Raw genomic sequence first — 22314 nt, forward strand, 5'->3', positions numbered from 1 at the left:
CTCCCTGCATTGCTCTACCTCCTGAATCTGACCTACACGGACGTAGGAAATGCCATTGTTGTTGGAACTATCAACGGCCATTCAGTCGCGGGATGACGGATCTGGCTCAGAAGTTAGACGTAAACTAGCGCGTTTCTGTCCAAAAATGAGTTTCAATCTTTATAGTCCAGCGACGCATAGCATTAAAAAAGCCAGTTGAATAAACAACTGGCTTAATAAAAACCGTCAACCTATTTTAGGACGAAACAAGTCCAGCAAGGCTGCTGGCTCATCGCTTAAGCAAATTACTCGCCTTGAGCAACGCCTGCGCGGTTAATCAAGAACTGAGTTAGTATAGGTACAGGACGACCGGTAGAGCCTTTGTTAGCGCCACTATTCCAAGCAGTACCGGCAACATCTAAGTGTGCCCAGTTATACTTCTTTGCGAAACGAGAAAGGAAGCATGCCGCAGTAATCGCTCCTGCAGGGCGTCCACCCAAGTTTGTCATGTCCGCAAACGGGCTCTCTAAGTGCTCTTGGTACTCATCCCATAACGGCATGCGCCACGCTCTGTCACCACTTTGCTCACCAGCATTAAGTAACTCATGCGCCAGTGGGTTATGGCCAGAGAATAGACCTGATGCGTGCTTGCCCAGTGCGATAACACATGCACCGGTTAAGGTAGCAGTATCAATCACCAATTCTGGATCAAATCGTTCGACGTAAGTTAATACATCACATAACACTAAGCGACCTTCAGCATCGGTATTTAATACTTCAACTGTTTGACCTGACATAGTTGTCAAAATATCACCAGGACGATATGCATTACTTGAAGGCATGTTTTCACAGCCAGCCAGAATACCGACAACATTGATAGGAAGCTGCATATCACACAAGGCTTTCATTGCGCCGATAACGCCTGCTGCTCCGCCCATGTCGTACTTCATCTCATCCATGCCTTCGCCTGGTTTCAATGAAATACCACCGGAGTCGAAGGTTAAGCCTTTACCAACCAGTACAATTGGCTTCTGGGTATCATCGACAGCGCCCTTGTATTCCATGATGGTCATAACGGATTCGTTATCACTGCCACGGCCTACTGCTAGGTATGAATTCATGCCTAGCTTTTCCATCTGCTCTTCACCTATCGTTGTCACCGTTAGGTTTTCAGTGGTTTCAGCCATTTGGCGAGCTTGGGATGCAAGGTAAGCTGGGTTACAGATATTGGGTGGCATGTTTGCGACGTCGCGGCAAAGATGCATACCAGCAGAGACTGCCATACCATGTTCAATCGCACGTTCACCTACGGCTAATTCGCGTCGAGTGGGTACGTTGAAGACTAATTTGCGCAATGGACGACGGGTTTCGCCTTTACGGGTTTTTAGTGCATCAAAGCTATAGAGGCTGTTTTGTGTGCTTTCGACAGCTTCACGTACTTTCCAGTACGTATCGCGTCCTTTGACGTGTAGTTCAGTGAGAAAGCAAACGGCTTCCATTGAACCTGTTTCGTTCAAAGTATTGATGGTATTAGTGATAATTTGCTTGTACTGACGTTCGTCTAGTTCACGCTCTTTACCACAACCGACCAAAAGAACACGCTCGCTAAGCACATTAGGCACATGATGCAGTAACAGCATCTGTCCTGGCTTGCCTTCTAAATCGCCACGACGAAGTAGATTGCTAATATAGCCTTCACTGATTTTATCTAACTGTTCGGCGATACCGGACAAGCGTCTTGGCTCGTATACCCCTACGACGATACAAGCTGAGCGTTGTTTCTCTGGGCTACCGCTCTTTACGCTAAACTCCATGTGCTCTCCTAGATTCTTAAAGACAAATTTTATTATTTATTAGATAATGTCTGCTTGTGCCCAAAAAGGGCCTTAACATGGCGCACCCTAAATAGTTATTTTCAGGTGTTTTCTCTAGCCATGTTATGTGATTGTTGGTTACAAAACTACTAAAAGTAGAAAGTTTACATAAAAGTTGTATTGATACCAGCATAATTCAAAGTTTAGAGACTGGATCCTCCCTGTGATTGTATTTAGATATCTGATTCGAGAAGTTTTAAAGGCACAAATAGCGGTACTTTTGGTGCTGTTAGCTATTTTTATTAGCCAACATTTCGTGCGAGTGCTCGCTGACGCCTCTGATGGCGAGTTTCCTGCTTCCCTGGTGATGACATTGCTGGGGCTCAATATGCCGTTCCTCATTGTCTTAGTGCTTCCCTTGAGTCTATTTTTGGGGATTTTACTGGCTCATGGGCGCATGTATTCAGAAAATGAGATGGTTATTTTGCACGGTGTTGGCATTAGTGAGTGGTATATCACCCGTGTCACCCTGCTGCTTGCTGTGGCAAATATGATCTTCACTGGTTTTTTGTCGATCTATGTCACCCCTTGGGCAGAAGAGCGGCAAAACCAAGTGTTAGAACATGCTCAGTCTGAAGCGGGTCTTGCGGCGTTGACCCAGGGTCGATTCCAGACCAGCCCCAATGGCCGTGCGGTATTATTTGTCGAGCGTATTGGTCGAGATAATAAGCTCGACAAGGTGTTTGTGGCACAGCTACCGGATCCTGAAGACGAATCAGGCTTAGCCAACGTGGTGGTTGCACGTTCGGGCAAAGTAGTTGAAGACGCAACTGGTGGACAAAGATTACAGTTAGAAGATGGGGTGCAATACCAAGGAAGCCCTAAGCGTGTTGACTATCAAGTGGTTGAATTTGGTGGTTATCAGATGCAAATTAAAGAGCAGGAGGGGGGCGAGCGCAGGCGTAAGTTGTCGGCTATGCCTATTGGTCAATTAATGGATATTGATACGCCTGAAGCAACGGCTGAATTCCATTGGCGTTTAGCGATACCTCTGGCGATCCCATTGATGACACTGATTGCTGTACCTATGGCCCGAGTGAATAACCGCCAAGGTAAGTTTGCCAAGATGTTCCCCGCCATTTTATTGTATTTGGGATATTTCGGCTTAATGGTTGCTGGCCGAAAGTCATTGGAAGACGGGGTGATCCCTGAATTCTTAGGGATGTGGTGGATCCATGCATCCGCCTTAGGCATAGGCCTGCTCTTGCTGGGCAAAGAGCGGCCCGCTGGCGCAAAGCTGTCTGGCATACTTAAGCGTAAAAAGGTGTCAAACACATGAGGATCCTAGATCTCTATATCGCTAAAGTGCTGATTAGTAGCTCCTCTTTATCGCTGCTTATCTTGACTGGTCTGTCTGGGATTATTAAGTGGGTTGACCAGCTTAGGCTCGTCGGTCGAGGCACCTATAGCATGATGGATGCCGGCATCTATGTGTTGTTCTTGATCCCACGGGACATCGAAATGTTTTTCCCTATGGCCGTGCTGTTGGGTGCATTGATGGGGATGGGGATGCTGGCATCAAATTCTGAATTAGTGGTCATGCAGTCAGCTGGTTTGTCACGCTTACAGATTACCATGTCTGCCATGAAAACCGCTATTCCATTGATGTTCTTGGTCATGCTGCTGTCAGAATTTGTGGCGCCAGTGGCCGAGCGACGGGCGAAAGAAATTCAACGTACTGAGTTATCTGGCGGCAGTTTAATCGAATCTAGCCGAGGAATATGGGCTAAAGATGGTGACCTGTTCGTTAATATTGGTGGCGTTATCGATACCAATCATTTACGTGATATCACCCTCTACGAATTTGCCGATACTACCAACCTGACCAGTACTGTGCATGCAGAAACTGCAGAGTATAAGGATGAGTATTGGCAGCTCTACCAAGTGAGACGAACATCGTTAAAGAACGATCAAGTGGTGCTAACCAACCTCGCTGAAGATAAGTGGATATCGTCATTGACACCGGAAAAGTTAAGCGTGGTGTCTGTTAAACCTGAGTCATTATCTATTCAAGGTTTGGTGGATTATTTAGATTACTTAAAGAATAACAATCAAGCAGCAGCGCGTTATGAACTGGCGTTATGGCGCAAGTTGATGCAGCCAGTAACGATAGCGGTGATGATGTTAGTGGCACTGTCTTTTGTCTTTGGTCCGTTAAGAACGGTGTCCATGGGCGCACGGGTATTATTAGGCATTGTTGCTGGGTTTAGTTTCTATATTTGCAGCGAGGTCTTTGGGCCATTGAGCATCGTTTACGGCTTACCAGCATTCATTAGCGCGGGTATGCCTGCATTGATCTTTAGCGCTGGCGCCCTGTATTATATCCGCAAATAATAAGTTTAAATTTCATCAAAAAATGCTAGCTTAAATTCAAATAGTAAGTGCAATAAAAAAGCCAATAAGGCCTCTTTTATAAGAGCCATTATTGGCTTTTTTTGTTGCTGGTATTACGTTAAGTGACTAGCCTTAAACGCCTCGCCAGTTTCGCATCTGATTAGCTTCTTTCGATAGCTCAACGACTTCTGAACGTGTCATCATGTCTTGTAGCGCGAGCTTGTCGCCATTAATCAAGATCCATAAATTACCAATACCCAATAATGACCAAACGAGCCTAGCTGCGGCGGTGATCATGCTGAGGTTCTGACCATTAGGATGTTGGATCTTAAGTCGCCATGCGCGCATACCGAGCGTTTGACCACCATAACTCCAGAAGCTGATGTAGAATAAACCGATACACAGTGCAATCCAGAATTGATAGATCCCTTTATACAAGGCATTGCTGTTTAGAAGCTCGGACACATGTTCTTGTCCTGCCATCTCAATGAGACCGCTTGACGCTAGCCCAGTGAAAACAGCAAAGCCTAATGCGCCAGCAACCATATAGACCGCTACCGCAAGGAGTAAATCGTAAGTTATTGCGCCGCAGCGCTTAAAGAATCCCGCTCTTGGAAAGTTGGCGTGATCGCTATTGGGCATAGAAGTCGCTGTCATTTATATCACTTTATAGGTTGGGATCAGAAAAAGTATCCATCAGTCTAACGCGCTTTTGGATCATCTTTAATGTAATAGATATCGCTAAAACCAAATCTGGCAAACTCTTTGTTGCGGAAATCCCTCACCGCAGATGAGCCTTTAGAGGTCATTTCAATTTGCTGTGCCATCATAAGGTATCGCGTTAAATCAACCCCTTCAGCAGCCGCTACGGCTTCGTATATGTCGTGAAATTTGTCATAGGCAAAGTTTATCTCATTCGCTTTACCCTTGAACTTATAGGTGATTCTTGTTGCCATGATTATCTTCTCTATTGAAATTGGCTATATGATAACAAATCTAGGCTACAAGGTATAAATACTGCGTAACTTCATTTAAGCGCCTCTTATTTTTATCTCGCTAGCGAGTCTTGGATCATTAACCATCTAAAGCTATGCACTGAATCGTTGCATTAAATGCTGCTTAAAGTGTGCTGGGTTTAGTGTTTCACCGGTTGCTTGAAGTACGAGCTCGTCGGTTGTGAGTAAACTGCCTTTGGACCAAATATTGTCACTGAGCCAACCCATGACCGATGACAGCTCTCCGTTGGAAATTAGCGCTTCAATTGAGCCCAACTGCTGCTCCATTGCCACTCTAAACTGCGCCGCGTACATCGCGCCTAGCGTATAGCTGGGGAAATACCCCATCTCGCCAACCGCCCAATGAATGTCCTGCATACAACCATTCTTATAGTCACCGTCGGTATTGATCCCTAACAGCGATTGCATCTGTGCGGACCAAAAATCGGGCAGATCAGCAACGGCAAGTTCATTGGTGACCAAGGCTTTCTCCGCTTCAAATCGCAGCAAGATATGACAAGGGTAGGTCACTTCATCTGCATCCACTCTGATGTGACCCGGAGTCACCCGTGAATAGATGTTGCGCAGCTGATCGTGGCTGAGATTACACTCTAGGCGTTGCTTTAACTTAGGTTGCAGTAGCCCTAAAAAAGCGCCGCCCCGGCCAAGCTGCATCTCACAGAATAGGCTCTGGCTTTCATGAATCGCCATAGAACGTGCGAGCCCCGCGGGTTGTCCACGCCAATCAAGAGGCAGGCCCTGCTCGTATTTAGCATGTCCTGTTTCATGCACTACGCCCATTAATCCACTGGTAAAGTCAGCTTCATCGTAACGTGTCGTCAGGCGAACATCGCTGGCAACTCCACCACAAAAAGGATGGCTACTGGTGTCTAATCTGCCGTGGTTAAAATCAAACCCGAGTAGTATCATTACATCTCGACTGAATAGCGCTTGTGCGTCACTAGTGGCATGGGGGATAGCATAACGAGGTTGGTACTTCTGCTTGTCTTGGACCTGTTCAATTAGCCCAGGTAGCCAGCTTTTCAGACCGCCAAATATTTGCTCTAATCTGGCAGAGGTCATCCCCGGTTCAAATTTATCTAACAGCGCATCATAGGGGGAGATATTCAGAGCCGCTGCGCGGATATCTGCTTCCTCTTTTGCTAGTGCTAACACGCTTTCAAGGTTAGGTTTAAAGCCTTGCCAGTCGTTTTGGATACGTTGCTCTCGCCAAGCTTGCTCACAGTGGTAAGCGGCTTTTGTTTTTGCTTCCACTAGGCTACCGGGGACAATATTGGCTTGCTGATACTGGTAACGGATCTCTCTTAGGTTAGCTTTTTGCTGCCAATTAAGGTCTTCTAATTCAGCTTCTGCAATTGTCGGTGCCAACATAGGTGCCGTTTTTAGTGAATGGATATGCTTGGCGAGTTCCGCCATTGCAGCGCCTCTTGCTTCACCGCCACCGACAGGCATCATTGCTGCCTGATCCCAATCGCCAAGGGCACCTAAATGCTCGAAATGACTAATGCTTTGAAAGTGTTCACAAAGCCGTGCATAGTTCTTATTTGCAGATTGATTCATAAAAGTCAGCTGATAGCGAGTAATGGCGCTATGCTAGCACGATAACTATCTATACCCATCCCGCTGAATCCTGCATCTTCAGGCCGGGTGGGTATCAATCTCCTCGAAATACAGCGGATACGATAGCTGCCCAATAAGGCTATAGTGTCAACCCTTTCTAAGTTGCAATTTATTTTGTTTAGCTATCGGCTAAAGTTTGCTATGCTGAATATTGCATAATGTATTTTAAATTATGTAGTTAGCTACATTTTTGGGGTTGAAACCCTACACCGCAGAGGATCATGCGGGCAAACTGTGTTCATGGAGGATTTAATGGTTTCATTTCTGTTAAACCAAGATAATTTACCTTACACCATTTCGCTGTGTATCGTATTTGTACTCGGAATGGTAGAAAGCTTATCTTTGGTCATCGGTGCCAGCTTTTTAGGCTTACTCGATGATTGGACGCCAAATGACAACAGCGCCGATGTTGCAGGTGTTACTGGGCTGGTTGGCTGGCTTTGCATCAGTCGACTACCACTATTAATTTGGTTTGTCCTAGCGCTATTGAGCTTTGCTATTGCAGGCTTTTCACTTAACTACTTCTCTCTCAGCTGGTTTGATAGCCTGCTGCCCCAAGCTATTTCTCTGCCATTATCGTTGCTGTTAATGGGGTTATGCTGCCATTTTCTCGGTGGGAAACTGGCTGATATTCTGCCAAAGAATGAATCTTCTGCTGTATCAATTGAAGATCTTAACGGTTGCGTTGGGATCTTGACGATTGGAAAAGCCGTGCTGGGTAATCCGAGTGAAGCCTTGGTTAAGGATGATTATATGCAGAAACACTATGTGTTAGTGGAGCCCGATGAAGTCGGCGTCGAGTTTACAACGGGTAGCAAAGTGGTGTTACTGAAAAGAAAGGGCCGCGTCTGGAGCGCCGCAAAATTTGATTCTTAAAGGGTATTTTGAACTTAAATAATGCAGCAACATGATAGATGGAACCAGGACAACAGATAGCCGCAGAGGATAAGCTTGATAAGCGGCTAATACTTTAGCCATAGGTGCATATTCAAAAACAATATGTTGAATTTTTAGTCATTAAAAACAGATTTCTCCCGCAGTTAATATCGTTATCTATAAATTAATCAGCTGAAAGCTATTAATAAATTCAGAGTTTAGATAAATCCTCAGTTTAATTTCTATTCATAATAATCCGGCTTGACAAAGTTTACATTTGTTAATGATTTGTTGCATTCAATTGGTTGTGCTAGGTTTTAGTACTCTGCTTAGTCGTTATTACTGCTAGGTAAGTAGTTTGTAGCTAAATAATCCAATAATTAATTGGGCCATTAAAGAGCCCTAGGCAAACCTTTCGGAGCAATACTTTATGAAATTGACAAAAATTGCAGCGAGCTTAATAGCACTCTCTGTTGGCGTATCAGCGGCTGTAACCGCTGATGAGCGATATGTTATTCAAGTGGATAATAGCAAAAAAGGGGTTGTTAAAGCCCTAGCGAAGAAGATGGGCGGCGAGTTAAACCTCGATGGTAATGGGTTTATTGCGGCAACATTTTCCGGCAAAGATCTTGCTCAAGTGAAAGGTTTGCTCAATAACCCCCATATTAAATTGGTCGAAGTGGATCAACGCCGATCACTAATGTCATTTAGTGATGATGTCGGTAACCCAATGACAGAGCAAGTAACACCCTATGCAGTATACCAATCTAAGGTGAATGAGGTTGTTTTCAATGCCAGCACGGCAGACATGAAGGTCTGTATTATTGATTCAGGCTTAGATGCTTCAAATGCCGATTTTGATTGGGGAAATATTAAGGGTGACAACGACAGTGGTACCGGTAACTGGAATGACAACGGTGGTCCACACGGTACGCATGTGGCGGGTACCATCGGTGCGGCAAATAATGGCTTTGGTGTGGTCGGTATGGCGCCAGGTGTTCAGATGCACATTATCAAGGTTTTTAATGCCGACGGTTGGGGCTACTCATCCGATTTAGCCCATGCTGCAGACCTCTGTAGTGCTGCCGGAGCCAATATCATCAGCATGAGCTTGGGTGGCGGTGGTTCAAACTCAACCGAATCTAACGCGTTCCAGTCTTTCACTGATGGCGGCGGTCTTGTGGTTGCTGCGGCGGGTAATGATGGTAACAGTGTACGTTCATACCCTGCAGGTTACCCATCGGTGATGATGGTGGGCGCCAATGATGCTAATAATGATATCGCTGATTTCTCACAATTTCCCAGCTGTACTACAGGCCGAGGCAAGAAGCGGAAAACGGATACCAGTATCTGTGTCGAGATCGCAGCGGGCGGTGTTGATACTCTATCGACTTATCCAGCAGGCATGGCGACAGCCTCAAATATGAGCGTTGATGGTGGTGCATACTCAAGTTCAGCCATGGAGAACGCAGGTTCAGTATCAGGAAGTGTATTTTACATGGGCACTGCCGAAGCGACCAATGGTGGTGCTAACGGCATGGTGTGTATGATCGATCGCGGTGTTATCTCTTTCCACGATAAAGTACTTAACTGCGAAAACTCAGGTGGTATCGGCGCGATTATCATTAATAATGAAGCGGGCATGCTTTACGGCACATTAGGTGACACTAATGCGACCAGCATTCCTGCAGTCGGAGCAGCCTATGAAGACCGAGCCGCTCTAATTGCAGCAAGCAGTGCTGATATTGCCGTTGGCACCTCAGATTATGGCTTTATGAGCGGTACCTCGATGGCGACACCTGCTGTGTCTGGTATTGCAGCGCGAGTATGGTCTAACTATACACAGTGTACTGGCACAGAGATCCGCGCCGCATTAAATGCATCGGCGATGGACGGTGGTGCTAGTGGACATGATGTTTACTTTGGTCACGGTATTATTGATGCTGCAGCGGCTGATGATTATTTAGCGGCTAATGGCTGCGCGGGTGGTGATATTGGCGGAGGAGATGATCTAACCGTTACAGAGAGCCATTATAAGCGAAGGGGCGTCAAGTACGTCGATCTTAGCTTTAGTGGTGCAGCAGGTAGTAGCGTTGATATATATCGTGATGAAAGTTGGGTTGCTAGCGTAGACAGCGGCGAGATGTACACTGATACTATTACCGCTAAAGGTGGCGGAACATATGTCTACAAGGCATGTGATGCCGGTACGAATACCTGCAGCGCGGATGTTAGCGTATCGTTCTAAACGACAGCCATAGTTAGAACACCAAAAGGCCTGCATTCGCAGGCCTTTTTTAATGGGACAACGTGACCATTAACTCGTCAATGGCTGCAATATTGTTAGCGCAGGCTGCATGTTTTTAGGCCAAATGCGATAAGACTTATGGTGCTTAATTAAAGAGGTCTTCTTGTTGCCAGCGCTTAGCAGTAGATCATGTTTGTAGGCGATTTCAGCAAAGGCTTGCTCAGGTGCACGCACATAAAGGGTGATAGGCTTTATCAGCTCATCATTATCAATACGTTGGCTAAATTGCTCATCTGAGATGACAAGACTAGAGCGGCCATCGCTATTAAGCTTGAGCTTTTTTGTCACCTCTTGGTTGGTAATGATCACCCAGTCACTGCTTTCTAGCTCTGTCAGCATCGCCTTTAATGATAACGCTAGCCCTTGTTGTTTATCGGCAATATAACTGTACTGCTGGCTGATTTTTTGCAACAGAAGTTTGAGCTCGGCACCGGCTCCCATGCTGCGAGCTTGGCGGGTCCAAAAAGTAAGATCATCAGCGATCAGTTTTGAAAAGGTACGCTTTTTAAGGGCGTTCACCATCCAGCTGCATAAGAAATGGCTCTCACCTGCTGGGGTCTTTACGCTACTGCTGGTTTCAGCAGATGTTGCTAGCGCGGCTAGGCCTGCGTCAGCAAACATGAGAATGGCTTGGTTATAACTGATATCGGACATGAGATCTCCGCCGTGGAAGTGAGTATAGAGGACGGCGGAGGCATTATACCTAATGCGAATGCAGTATTAAACGGCTATGTCTTAACATAGGCTTACTTTAGTGCGAGTTTTGCCGCGGTAACAATCAGTTCCGCTGCTGGACGAACTCTAAAGTTAGGGTTTACGTATTGGAAATGCACCAAGCCTTTAGCATCGCTGATATAAACCGCAGGCACGGGCAGCACTAAACGTTTTTCACCTTGTGGAGTTTGCCATAGCTCATTTTCAAGCTTCATTTTATTGATGTAGCGTTCGGTAACTTTAGCACTGGTAAAGTAGGCTAAACCAAACGCTTTACTGGTCTCTAAACTGGCATCAGACAACAGTGTGTAACTCAGATCTTGCTTGGTCATCGATGCTTTTAGTTTCTCCGGTGTATCTGGAGAGATGCCAATTAGCTGGTAACCCATCTCTAGCAGCTGTGGCTCAATAGCCTGCAGTTGTCCCATTTGTGAATTACAAAAAGGGCACCAGCCGCCACGATAGAAAAAGATAATGCTTGGCTTGCCTGCGGTTAGCTTAGCGATATCGACGTTAGTTCCATTGAGATCTTTAAGTGATGCAGAGGGGATGGTTTGGCCATTCATTAAAGGCATCACGTTTAATTCATCAAGCGCGATAGGTTTAGCCAGTAGCGGCAAACTAAACAGCAATATTACTAGGGTAGTGAAGGTCTTTTTTAACATTATGTTGGCCTTTGAATGTTGGGTTAACTAAGTGACTAACATTAGACCTATGAAAGGTCTAATAACTTTCATTTATGTTAGTTAACGGCAAGGCATTTGTGCGTCAAACTTATTGGACTTCGGATTCACTTCTATAAAAAGCAACGTTGTGGTGCTTCGCCCAGTCTCAGTAGCGTCTGCACATACGCTGACCGCAGGTCATTGGAACCACTTTCGCCAGAAGGTAACTCATATCTGACCCCAAACGATTTGGTTGCTCTATCTGCTATTTTTTCTAAATCCAAATCCAAATCAAAGTCGTGGCGCTTCGCCCACACCAGAGCCAAAGGGGAAAGCGCTTGTCCCCTTTCGCTAATCCTCAGCGCCCCGGCGAAATTTAAAAAGCAAAATTTCCAACGGGGGAGATTAGATTCTACGAGTTAGTTTAAATGTCGTTATGTTCTGGCGTTTACTGGAAGGCTACAATTCCCTGTATTAAAACTCAAATGCTGAGAGGTTGCGCTTTTCGAAACCAGTGTAGATGTGACTGAGGCCTTCGGAAACAGGACGTTTTCGTTGAGCCCACAGGGATGTGTTCACGGCGAGTCTCAGTTGCGTCTGCACATACGCCGACCGCAGGTCATTGGAACCACTTTCGCCAGCAGCTCACGCATTTATGCCCCAAAGTGTACTGGCTGCTATATCAGCTATTGCTTTTTTAAAATCAAAATCACAATCAAAGTCGTGGTGCTTCGCCCACACCCGAGCCAAGGGGCAAAGCGCTTGCGCCCCTTGACAATCCCTCAGCGCCCCGGCGAAATTTAAAAAGCAAAATTTCCAACGGGGGAGATTAGATTCTGCGAGTTAGTTTAAATGTCTTTATGTTCTGGCGTTTACTGGAAGGCTACAATTCTCTGCATTAAAAACTGAAAACTCAAATGCCGAGAGTTTACGCTTTTCCAACCCAGTGTAGATACGGCTTAGGCCTTTGATGGCATGGATGCCATCGTAGAGCTTACAGGGACGTACTTGCAGCGTGCCTAAGAAGTGTCTGCGCATACGCCTGCTGCAAGCAATTGGAACTACAGATGTTGAAATTAATTCAATACCGCGGGGATCACTTTAAAGCTGCGGCCTTGCGGCCGAGAAAGTCGTGGCGCTTCGCCCATTCTTGTAATCAAGAGTCGAGCCAAGGGGGAAAGCGCTTGTCCCCGCTGTTGATTTCATAAGAGTCGAACCCTCAGCGCCCCGGCGAAATTTAAAAAGCAAAATTTCCAACGGGAGAGATGTGGGGCTATCTGTTAGTTTGAATTTATAGTTGAACTTTCGTGATTTCTGATGGATAACTCGAATGCGCAAATGGTTGCGCTTTTCGAAACCAGTGTAGATACGGCTTAGGCCTTCGATGGCATGGATGCCATCGTAGAGCTTACAGGGACCCTTTCTTTTATAAAGAGTTGCAGCGAGTCTCAGTTGCGTCTGCACATACGCCTGCCGCAGGCAATTGGAACCACTTTTGTTGACAGTTAACTAAGTGTTGTTTGATAACTATCAAGCTGCGGCCTTATGGCCGAGAAAGTCGTGGCGCTTCGCCCATTCTTGTCATCAAAGAGTCGAACCAAGGGGGAAAGCGCTTGTCCCCGCTGTTGATTTCATAAGAGTCGAATCCTCAGCGCCCCGGCGAAATTTAAAAAGCAAAATTTCCAACGGGGAAGATTGGTGTCTGCAAATTTGGCTACCTAAATGTAAATTCTGATGTTCACTGATGTGGAGATTTATCTGATTTTAAAATTTTTATTGGTGAAATACAGGTCAAAGCAACAAAGTACCATGGGCTACCAGCAACAGTTTTTTGAAGCAGATTTAAACATAGCGTACAAAAAAGACACCATTAGGTGCCTTTGTTGTTTATAAAATAATTTGATGTCCGTACTGCGATTATTTTATCTTCTTTATTTTCGCTGGCGAGGCATTTTTCACTTTAACACGGCGGCCTTGCATGTTTTTCTCACCAATCATCTGCGCACCAGCATTATCTAGACGCTGTTGTTTCTTGGCAAAACTGCGGCGAGTTTGCAGCTGCTTAATCAATAGATCGCGGCTTCCGACTTCGTATCCTGGAATGGTAACGCGGCGAAGTTTTTGTCCAATTAGCTTTTCAATATCCGCTAAAGTACGTTCCTCTTCACGGCTCACAAATGAGATAGCCACACCTGATTTACCTGCACGGCCTGTACGACCAATACGGTGCACATAATCTTCAGCCAAGAACGGTAGATCATAGTTAACCACGTATTCTAGACCTTGAATATCGAGGCCACGAGCGGCAACTTCGGTTGCAACCAATACGCGCATTTTACCCGCTTTAAATTCGCGTAGGGCGCGGCGGCGGCTACCTTGGGCTTTTTCACCGTGGACAACAGCTGTTGGAATACCATCAAGGTTAAGTTCTTTTTCCAGCTTATCTGCAGCGTCACGAGTCGCAGTGAAAACTAATACTTGTTGCCAGTTTTTGGTACCGATTAGTTCTGACAGAAGCTCTCGCTTGCGGCGTTGTTCTACTGGATAAACCACCTGGCTAACAGTATCTGCGGTGGTGTTTTGCTTATCGGCAGTAATGATATTGGGTTTAACCATCATCTCGCTAGCCAGTTTTTTAACTGGCGCTGAGAAGGTCGCAGAGAACATCAGGTTTTGACGTTTGCTGTTTACTGCTTGGAGAATTTTTTGGATATCGGCACTAAAACCCATATCGAGCATACGGTCAGCTTCATCGAGCACTAAAAACTCAACATTCGATAAGCTTAAATTACACGCAGTGATATGCTCAAGTAAGCGACCTGGAGTCGCGATAATGATGTCTACACCGCGCTTAAGTTTACTCGCTTGGCTATCCATCTTAACGCCGCCATAGATGGTGGTGACGCTCACCTCTAAGTATTTAGCGTATTCATTGATATTATCGGCAATCTGCGAAGCCAGTTCGCGGGTTGGCGTTAAGATCAGTGCACGGGTATTTGAGCGTTGAGTATCGCTTGGGTTATCAAGCATTTTTTGCAAGATAGGTAATGCAAACGCGGCAGTTTTACCTGTACCTGTTTGTGCACTGGCTAATACATCTTGGCCACGACGCACAGCTGGGATTGCTTGCTGCTGAATTGGAGTCATTTTTTGATAACCACATTCAGAGATGGCGCGTAAAATCTCGGGAGCAAAACTAAAAGATTCAAATCTCATGATGAGGGGTCCTGTAATCAACAATTCAACCGCTAGCGTACAGCGCTAACTTCTTATCCGCCATTGAAATGGCGGTGGCGGAGTATAGCAAACTTTAGCTTCAAACCTGCACCTATTTTTTTTAGGTTTTAAAACAAAAAAGCAGCGCCGAAGCACTGCTCTGTGGATAAACGGCGAGTTTAAATGGCCGCCGTCACTTTATTGAGCCAAACGAGTTCATCAGCCTGCATGTGTGGACTAAGCTTTTCGCGCACTAACTGATGGTATTGGTTAAACCAATTGACTTCGGTGTTAGTCAGGTAATTCTTATCAATGAGGCGAGCATCCATCGGGATGAAGGTCAGCGCTTCAAACTCAAGCATTTCACGCTCCGCATTGGCTAAAGCCACTGAAGGCCTTACTGCAACCAAGTTTTCTAGACGAATACCAAACTCATTGGCACGGTAATAACCAGGCTCATTTGAGAGCACCATACCAGCAACTAAAGCCACTGGGGTTCTGTTTTTACCAATACCTTGGGGCCCTTCGTGCACACTTAAGTAATGACCCACACCATGACCTGTGCCGTGATCAAAGTCGAAACCGTGTTGCCAAAGGTGTTGTCGTGCAAAAGAGTCTAACTGCTGCCCAGAGGTGCCTTGGGGGAACTTGGCCTGGTCGATAGCAATGTGCCCCTTAAGTACCAGTGTCACCATCTTTCTTTGCTCATCGGTAACATCTCCGATGGCAATAGTACGAGTAACGTCAGTGGTGCCATCTAAATACTGAGCACCAGAATCGACCAGGTAGATACTGTTCATTTCCATCTGTGCCGGCGTGCCGTCGTTGTGGTTGTAATGGCACATTGCCGCGTTGGCACCTGTGGCTGAGATAGTATCGAAACTCGGTTCTTGATAAAGCGGGTCTTCAAGGCGGAAGCTTTCTAGCTTATCGGCTAACAGAGCTTCGTCATATAAGCGCTCTGCAAGCACCTCGGTATCTAGCCAAGCTAGAAAACGGCTGACGGCAACACCATCTCGAATATGGCAGGCTTTCATACCGCTTAATTCAGCATCATTCTTTTGCGCTTTAGGTAGTGCCACAGGATCGGCCCCGGCAATCAGTTCAGCGCCGGCGTTTTTGGCGGTTATCTGCAACCACGCGTTGATGGTATCTGGGCTCGCGAGTACTTTAACGCCTGACAGTTTAGCCAGTTCAGCTTCAAGAGCGGCTTCAGCTTTAAAGCTCACTCCAGCGCCAACATGCTGTTCGATACCCGCTGGCAGCTTGCTGAGATCAGTAAATAGCAGCATATCTCCGTTCGCATAGAGTAACGCGGTACCTAAGACCACAGGCAAACGAGGTACATCTTTACCGCGAATGTTGAGTAACCAGCAGAACGAATCTAAGGCAGCGATAATGGCAACGTCAGCGCCTTCAGCTTTAACCGCAGCGCCAATAGTAGTGCGCTTTTCTATGCTACTGCGGCCAGCACTTTTTTCGCTAAACGCCATAATCGGTGCGTTTGAAGCGTGTGGTCGGTCGCTCCAATTAAGATCAATTGGATTGTCTTTTACCGCCACTAAGTCAATTTGTGCTTTATGCAAGGTCGCTAGCGTGCTGTTGAACCACGAAAGTGTATGCAGTCTGGCATCGAAACCAACATTGGACTTGGCATCAAGCTTTTCGGTAAGCCATTGTGCTTGGGGGGTATCGTGCAAACTCAGGTATTCAAATAACTCGCCATCGACTTGTTGGCGAACTTGCACTGTGTAACGTCCATCAACAAAGATTGCCGCTGTGTCTTTTAAGACAATGATCATGCCTGCTGAACCGGTAAAACCACTGGTCCACAACATACGTTCATTGTGAGCGGGAACATATTCACCCAAATACTCATCTGCACGAGGAATAATAAAAGCGTCGAGATTCGACTTCGCCATTTCGTGGCGAATAGCGCTCAAGCGGGTTGCAATAGTATTTGACATTATGGCTCCATATTAAGCACTTGAGCGGCAATGGTTATATTGGCTAAAGGCTATTCAATGTGTACTTATTTAGCGCGGAGATTATCACAAATTAATACCATAAGGGCATATGCATTTAGCCATTTTGTTATCATCTGTCGTGGTCTTTGTAGCTTTTTATGCCAGCGCCTGCATCCATCAATGGTTTACAGAGGTGAGTTGCTGACTGATTCGTGCGACTATATTGTGTATATGCTCGATAATAATGACTAGCGCGAACGGTGTATAGCTACAGCCGTTATTGCGTATGGATTTAGCGAAAGGATAATAACGAGTTATGCCATTTAATGTATGGGTACTAACACTAGCGCAGGCGTTTGCGATGAGCGCGACACCAATGATGATGTTGCTCGGTGGGATTATTGGCGTAGAGATAGCCCCATCAGCTGAAATGGCGACCTTGCCGATAGCGTCGATGGTTGTTGGAGTTGCGCTGTCGGTGTTGCCAGTATCTAGGTTGATGCAACGCTTTGGCCGCAAGCCGATATTCATCACTGGGGCTTTGGTGGCGGCGACGTCTGGAATGTTGGCGGCTTACGCAACCTCCGAGCAAGATTTTGTGCTGTTTTGTTTAAGCGGCATGTTATTGGGTTCCGCAGGCGCCGTAGTGCAGCAATATCGCTTTGCAGCGATGGAGTCGGTGTCTGAAGCATTAGCGGCAAAAGCGGCTTCGCGAGTACTGCTCGGTGGTCTTGTCGCGGCAATTATAGGGCCTGAATTGGCCGTGCGTGGTGGGGTGATATCAGATCAGGCTTATGTTGGGGCTTTTGCATTTTTAACGATGGTGAGCCTGATAGCAGCCACTATTTTATGTTTCTATCGAGAACCTAAGATAGATCGCAGAGTAAAGCATAGGGCAGCCGAAACGACTGGGCGTCCCCTTGGGGCTATATTGTCTCAACCTAAAATTTGGGTAGCAATTGCCGGCGCGACACTAGGTTACGCCATGATGAGTTTTGTCATGACGGCCACCCCGCTGCATATGCATCATATTGAACATCATTCTCTGGCTGACACCAAGTGGGTCATTCAAAGCCACATTATTGCAATGTATCTTCCCTCATTGATTAGTGGCGTGTTAGTGGCACGAATTGGGGTGTCAAAAATGATGTTATTGGGTTTGTTAGCTTACGTCGTTACCATCATTACCGCGTTGCTCGGACGTGATCTGCTGAACTATTGGGCCGCTTTAGTATTGCTAGGCATTGGCTGGAACTTCCTCTTTGTAGCCGGTACAGCGCTATTGCCGCGTTGCTACAACGCTGCTGAGCGTTATAAAGTACAAGCGTTTAACGACACCTTTATTTTTGGAGCACAGGCAATGGCGTCGCTAAGTGCTGGTTGGGTTATTCATGCTCTTGGCTGGGAGATCCTATTGATTATTTGCTTACCTGTTATCGCAGCCCAATTACTATTAATAGCGTGGTGGAAGTTGTCTAAAAGCCGCATGTTGCAGCAAGATCGCTCATAAACTGGTATGTCTAAACTTTTCTATCGATAAGTATTTCTCAATGACTGTTAATTAGTGTTGGCATTTTGTATACTTTATTCTGGATGCTGTGCAGATACATTCAGATAAACTAGCCTGTTTAAAAGCGGATTTAAGCGTCGGTTAAAACGGTTCAGTTGCGTTATTAATGATGAGGTCTGATAGCGGCATGTCTCAGGCATCGCTTAGGGCTCAAGTTTAACTTTTTAAAGTAAGGGTAGGTAAATGACAATAGGTGTAGGCGGTTCTACCGCAGAACAAGCGTTAGCAAAACTCACAGATATGACTCAAGGCACTGCGCCAATTAGCCATGATGAATTTTCAGCTCGTATTGCCAATGCACAGTCGATTATGGCGGCAGAAGGTATTGCAGCAATCTATATCAATGCGGGTACTAACCTTTATTACTACACGGGTACGCGCTGGTATGCGAGCGAGCGTATGGTTGGCGCGATAATTCCAGCAAGTGGTGCTGTTGAGTATATTGCACCAGCATTCGAAGTTGATACGCTTGTGGGTTACATGAGCATCGAAGGTAAGGTCAACACCTGGCAAGAAGATGAAAGCCCCTATGCACTGTTTGGCGATGTGCTCGCTGGAATGGGCATAAACGCAGGTGATGTCGGTATTGATGAGTCTGCCGCATTCTTTATTTTTGATGGTGTCCGTCAAGCGCATCCACAGTTTAACTACGTCAACGCAAAGCCTGTTACAGCAGGTTGCCGTATGATTAAGTCGGCCGTAGAGTTAAGTCTATTGCAACGGGCAAAAGACATGACCTTAGAGGTCCATAAAGCCGTTGCGCGTATCTTACATGAAGGTATTACCACCACAGAAGTTGAAGCCTTTATTAATGCCGCCCACATTAAAGTTGGCAGTCCAGCGGGTTCATATTTTTGTATCGTATTATTCGGTGAAGACAGCGCTTATCCACACGGGGTTAAATCGCCTAAGGCATTAGATTTAGGCGATACTGTATTGATTGATACCGGTTGTCAGCTATATGGCTATAACTCTGATATTACTCGTACTTATGTGTTTGGTGAGCCGAGCCCGCGTCAACGCGAGTTGTGGCAACATGAGCAAGATGCGCAAATTGCCGCTTTTGAAGCGGCGCATATAGGGGCAACCTGTGCCAGTGTTGATCGCGCTGCTCGTGATACTTTAGAAGCCGCTGGCTTTGGCCCAGGCTATAACGTACCTGGCTTACCCCATCGTACTGGGCACGGCATTGGTTTAGATATTCATGAATGGCCGTACTTGGTGCTTAACGATCACACACCATTAGCCGTGGGTATGTGTTTCAGTAACGAGCCTATGCTGTGTGTTCCGGGTGAGTTTGGTGTCCGTCATGAAGACCATTTCTACATGACAGAGCAGGGTGCTGTTTGGTTTACCAAACCCGCTCACTCAATCGATGACCCATTTGGATATGAAGCTTAATCGCGATTTTTTTGGTGTTAATCGTAACGAGTCATTAATTGCTATGTGTTCCGGGTGAGTTTGGTGTCCGTCATGAAGATCACTTTTACATGACCGCAAAGGGCGCGGTTTGGTTTACCAAACCCGCTCACTCAATCGATGACCCATTTGGATATGAAGCTTAATCGCGATTTTTTGGTGTTAATCATAACGAGTCATTAATTGCTATGTGTTCCGGGAGAGTTTGGTGTCCGCCATGAAGACCATTTCTACATGACCGAACAGGGCGCGGTTTGGTTTACTAAACCCGCTCATTCCATCGATGATCCATTTGGATATGAAGCTTAATCGCGATTCTTTTCGGTGTTAATCGCTATGTGTTCCGGGTGAATTTGGTGTCCGTCATGAAGACCATTTCTACATGACAGAACAGGGTCTAAATACGGAGCAATTTGGTTTACTAAGCCCGCCCATTCCATCGATGATCCGTTTGGCTATGAAGCCTAAGAGTGAGTTTTTTAGCGCTTAATAAAAAAGCCCGAATGTTTGCACATTCGGGCTTTTGATTATCTGCATACCGCTGATAATTCAACTTAGTCGATGCTGATAAGCTCGACATCAAAGATAAGGGTTGAACCGCCACTGATTTTGCCTGCGCTGCGATTACCATAAGCCAGTTCTGGCGGAATAAAGAAACGTGTTTTCTCGCCAACGACCATCAGCTGCACCCCTTCGGTCCAACCTTTAATCACGCGGTTGAGTGGAAAAGCGATAGGCTCGCCGCGCTCAACTGAGCTATCAAACACGCTGCCGTCGAGTAGGGTGCCGTGGTAGTGAACTGTTACCGTATCGCTCGCCTTTGGATGCACAGTGCCGTCGCCTGCAGCTAATACTTGATATTGCAGTCCTGAAGCGGTTGTCGATACATCCTCTTTTAACTTGTTTTCAGCAAGAAAGGCATTGCCTAGTTCGATATTTTCTTTTGCTGCTTTTTGGTTATTCATTGAGTTAAAGAAGTAAAAAATCACTCCAGCAATGACCACTACCGCTAATATCATTTTCATTTTAATTCACTTTAGTTGGTTTGAGTTGAGTTTGGATTTAGCTTTATACCAATTTGAGTACAATCATATCGAATCGACACTCACAGGTAAATCTACAGTCGTTTAGAGCATGCGCTGGATCGATTTCAAATACTCATCCGCTAAAGGGGTAAAGAGGACGATATAGTAAGCGCCAATATTGAGTAATATGGTTATCCATAGCAAGACCTTGAATGAAGTTTTGGCTGATTTGTGTCTAAGCAGTTGCTGCGCAATCAGCGCTCCTGGCCAACCACCAAGCAATGATAATAGATGTAAGTTAGATTCTTTTATACGCCAACGCTGCAGCTTTGCTGCTCGCTTATCCAGTGCATAGGCAATAAAGGTCACACTAGAGATCCCTAACAGATAGATAAGGGCGGCTAACGGCAATAAGGCAAATTGGTACAGTACTATTGCAGCTATGATTGCAGCGATAGCAAATAGACTGACTGGCGTGAGCTTAGCCGTACGCGACCGAGGCTTGGTTTTGGTTCTTGCATCCACCCCTATGATTTCAGCTTTACTGGCTTGCGGCCTATCTTTGCTGTTTTTGGCATAACTGAAACTAATGATATCGCCGTTTTTAGGGCGGTGAGCAGCCGAGCTAAAACTCGATATATGCACAAACACATCACTATGACTGCCTGCTTGAGTTATAAAACCAAAGCCTTTTGCATCATTCCATCGGGTAAGTACGCCTTGTTGCATCATTTATCTCGTCGGCTCTAGTTATCGATTTCAAGTTGTAGCGACTCTAAATCTCTTAAAATACGCATAAACTTTTGCCCAAAGTTGGTCACCTTGTATTCGACTCGTGGGGGGATTTCTGGATAGCTTATCTTCTCCAAAATACCAAATTCGATATTTCGCTTTAAGCACTGGTTTAGCACTTTTGTGGTTAATCCCTCAACCGACTTGACCATTTCACCAGGACGATTTATCTCATCTTCCAGCAACTGGTAGACCGTCAATGACCATTTACAGCCAACAATCGTCTCTACCATTCTTGCCGTTTTAGCTGGGCCAGATTTTCTTGTAATCAATTTTTCTTTTAGATTCATAAATATGTACCAAAAAGTACCTATGGTACTAATTTGTGCTTACTATTCAGACATATATTCATTGTTTAAGGTTACCATAGAAAAGGAGATGTTCGTGTTTAATGGGTTATAGTTGTCAAATCAGATCAAGCGGCATGGGTTACAGGCGCTATGGATGTTGATGGCGTAATTAACAGTTATTTGAATAGATGTGTGGAGGAGCTGATGTTAAATATGGACTTGAGTGAAAGAGTGGTGATTAAAACTCAAGAATTACCCTGGTTAGGCAGTCCCTCTCCTACGGTATTTCGTAAACCACTTGAACGTGCAGCAGCTGAAAGTGGACACACTACCAGCATGGTGAAGTATCAGGCTGGCGCCAGCTTTAAGCGTCACTCTCACCCTTATGGAGAAGAAATTTTAGTGCTGGAGGGGACTTTCTCTGATGAAGAGGGTGATTATCCCGCAGGCACTTATATTCGCAACCCTCCAGGCAGTGCTCATGCACCTTTTAGTCAAGATGGCTGCGTGCTTTTAGTTAAGCTAAACCAGTTTGATAGTAACCGTCCGGCCAAGTACATCTTCAGCTTACCGCTTTGAAGTTCTATCTTAACAACTGACTATTACATCAGGAGTTAATATGGCTAAACGTTCTCATGCGGATTGGACG

General features: G+C 45.8%; 18 protein-coding genes and 2 pseudogenes. 8 read left to right on the top strand and 12 right to left on the bottom strand.

The genetic code is table 11. The features are described 5' to 3' along the window. Positions 1-284: 284 nt before the first annotated feature. Complete coding sequence (gene pepA / locus L2755_RS19575) at positions 285-1793, bottom strand: leucyl aminopeptidase (protein ID WP_248982361.1); 1509 nt, start codon at positions 1791-1793, stop codon at positions 285-287. A gap of 223 nt (positions 1794-2016) precedes the next feature. On the opposite strand from pepA, the gene lptF reads away from it, so the two are divergent. Then, entirely contained in the window at positions 2017-3132 is a 1116-nt protein-coding gene (gene lptF, locus L2755_RS19580; RefSeq protein ID WP_248982362.1) for an LPS export ABC transporter permease LptF, read from the top strand. After that, the gene (gene lptG / locus L2755_RS19585) at positions 3129-4187 is read left to right on the top strand and encodes an LPS export ABC transporter permease LptG (protein WP_248982363.1); all 1059 of its coding nucleotides are present in this window, start codon (positions 3129-3131) and stop codon (positions 4185-4187) included. Before lptF ends, lptG begins: the two co-directional genes overlap by 4 nt. A gap of 132 nt (positions 4188-4319) precedes the next feature. Here lptG and L2755_RS19590 read toward each other — a convergent pair whose 3' ends face one another. The 3 genes from L2755_RS19590 to L2755_RS19600 form a co-directional block, all read right to left on the bottom strand. Continuing rightward, positions 4320-4829, bottom strand: coding sequence for an RDD family protein (locus tag L2755_RS19590; RefSeq protein WP_248982378.1), 510 nt, complete (start codon positions 4827-4829; stop codon positions 4320-4322). 59 nt (positions 4830-4888) lie between these two features. Beyond that, positions 4889-5143: a DUF2960 domain-containing protein gene (locus tag L2755_RS19595; RefSeq protein ID WP_248982364.1), complete on the bottom strand. Its 255-nt coding sequence runs from the start codon at positions 5141-5143 to the stop codon at positions 4889-4891. A 132-nt stretch (positions 5144-5275) separates the two neighbouring features. Continuing rightward, on the bottom strand, positions 5276-6763 hold the full coding sequence (locus tag L2755_RS19600) for a carboxypeptidase M32 (protein ID WP_248982365.1): 1488 nt from the start codon (positions 6761-6763) through the stop codon (positions 5276-5278). A 312-nt stretch (positions 6764-7075) separates the two neighbouring features. Here L2755_RS19600 and L2755_RS19605 point away from each other — a divergent pair, with 312 nt between their 5' ends. Continuing rightward, positions 7076-7699, top strand: a complete 624-nt coding sequence (locus tag L2755_RS19605) for an OB-fold-containig protein (protein WP_248982366.1) — start codon at positions 7076-7078, stop codon at positions 7697-7699. Between the two features lie 430 nt (positions 7700-8129). Continuing rightward, positions 8130-9947, top strand: coding sequence for a S8 family serine peptidase (locus tag L2755_RS19610; RefSeq protein WP_248982367.1), 1818 nt, complete (start codon positions 8130-8132; stop codon positions 9945-9947). Between the two features lie 69 nt (positions 9948-10016). Here the strand turns inward: L2755_RS19610 and L2755_RS19615 are convergent, their stop codons facing one another. From L2755_RS19615 to L2755_RS19635, 5 genes are all read right to left on the bottom strand, one after another. Beyond that, complete coding sequence (locus L2755_RS19615) at positions 10017-10661, bottom strand: DUF2913 family protein (RefSeq protein ID WP_248982368.1); 645 nt, start codon at positions 10659-10661, stop codon at positions 10017-10019. A 92-nt stretch (positions 10662-10753) separates the two neighbouring features. Beyond that, complete coding sequence (locus tag L2755_RS19620) at positions 10754-11386, bottom strand: peroxiredoxin-like family protein (RefSeq protein ID WP_248982369.1); 633 nt, start codon at positions 11384-11386, stop codon at positions 10754-10756. A gap of 858 nt (positions 11387-12244) precedes the next feature. Beyond that, positions 12245-12424: a hypothetical protein gene (locus tag L2755_RS19625; RefSeq protein WP_248982370.1), complete on the bottom strand. Its 180-nt coding sequence runs from the start codon at positions 12422-12424 to the stop codon at positions 12245-12247. 879 nt (positions 12425-13303) lie between these two features. Continuing rightward, entirely contained in the window at positions 13304-14602 is a 1299-nt protein-coding gene (locus L2755_RS19630) for a DEAD/DEAH box helicase (RefSeq protein ID WP_248982371.1), read from the bottom strand. Between the two features lie 179 nt (positions 14603-14781). After that, entirely contained in the window at positions 14782-16569 is a 1788-nt protein-coding gene (locus tag L2755_RS19635) for an aminopeptidase P family protein (RefSeq protein WP_248982372.1), read from the bottom strand. A 316-nt stretch (positions 16570-16885) separates the two neighbouring features. Between L2755_RS19635 and L2755_RS19640 the strand changes: the two genes are divergently transcribed. The 3 genes and pseudogenes from L2755_RS19640 to L2755_RS19655 form a co-directional block, all read left to right on the top strand. Beyond that, positions 16886-18079, top strand: a complete 1194-nt coding sequence (locus tag L2755_RS19640) for an MFS transporter (protein WP_248982373.1) — start codon at positions 16886-16888, stop codon at positions 18077-18079. Between the two features lie 243 nt (positions 18080-18322). After that, positions 18323-19540 carry a M24 family metallopeptidase gene (locus L2755_RS19645; protein ID WP_248982374.1) on the top strand — a complete coding sequence of 406 codons (1218 nt, stop codon included), beginning with the start codon at positions 18323-18325 and terminating at the stop codon, positions 19538-19540. Positions 19541-19741: 201 nt separating this feature from the next. Continuing rightward, positions 19742-19867 (top strand): annotated as a pseudogene (locus tag L2755_RS19655) (aminopeptidase P family protein); the annotation flags it as partial. A 245-nt stretch (positions 19868-20112) separates the two neighbouring features. Here L2755_RS19655 and bamJ read toward each other — a convergent pair. The 3 genes from bamJ to L2755_RS19670 all read right to left on the bottom strand — a co-directional run bounded on the left by bamJ (position 20113) and on the right by L2755_RS19670 (position 21665). After that, positions 20113-20583, bottom strand: a complete 471-nt coding sequence (gene bamJ / locus L2755_RS19660; RefSeq protein WP_248982375.1) for a BamJ family beta-barrel-assembly machinery protein — start codon at positions 20581-20583, stop codon at positions 20113-20115. A 102-nt stretch (positions 20584-20685) separates the two neighbouring features. Continuing rightward, complete coding sequence (locus tag L2755_RS19665) at positions 20686-21315, bottom strand: cold shock and DUF1294 domain-containing protein (RefSeq protein WP_248982376.1); 630 nt, start codon at positions 21313-21315, stop codon at positions 20686-20688. A 14-nt stretch (positions 21316-21329) separates the two neighbouring features. Continuing rightward, positions 21330-21665: a winged helix-turn-helix transcriptional regulator gene (locus tag L2755_RS19670; protein ID WP_248982377.1), complete on the bottom strand. Its 336-nt coding sequence runs from the start codon at positions 21663-21665 to the stop codon at positions 21330-21332. A gap of 204 nt (positions 21666-21869) precedes the next feature. On the opposite strand from L2755_RS19670, the pseudogene L2755_RS19675 reads away from it, so the two are divergent. Next, positions 21870-22202, top strand: a pseudogene (locus L2755_RS19675) (cupin domain-containing protein); the annotation flags it as partial. Positions 22203-22314 lie beyond the last annotated feature (112 nt).

Origin of the sequence: Shewanella abyssi, assembly GCF_023284025.1 — a bacterium.
Lineage (GTDB): Bacteria > Pseudomonadota > Gammaproteobacteria > Enterobacterales > Shewanellaceae > Shewanella > Shewanella abyssi.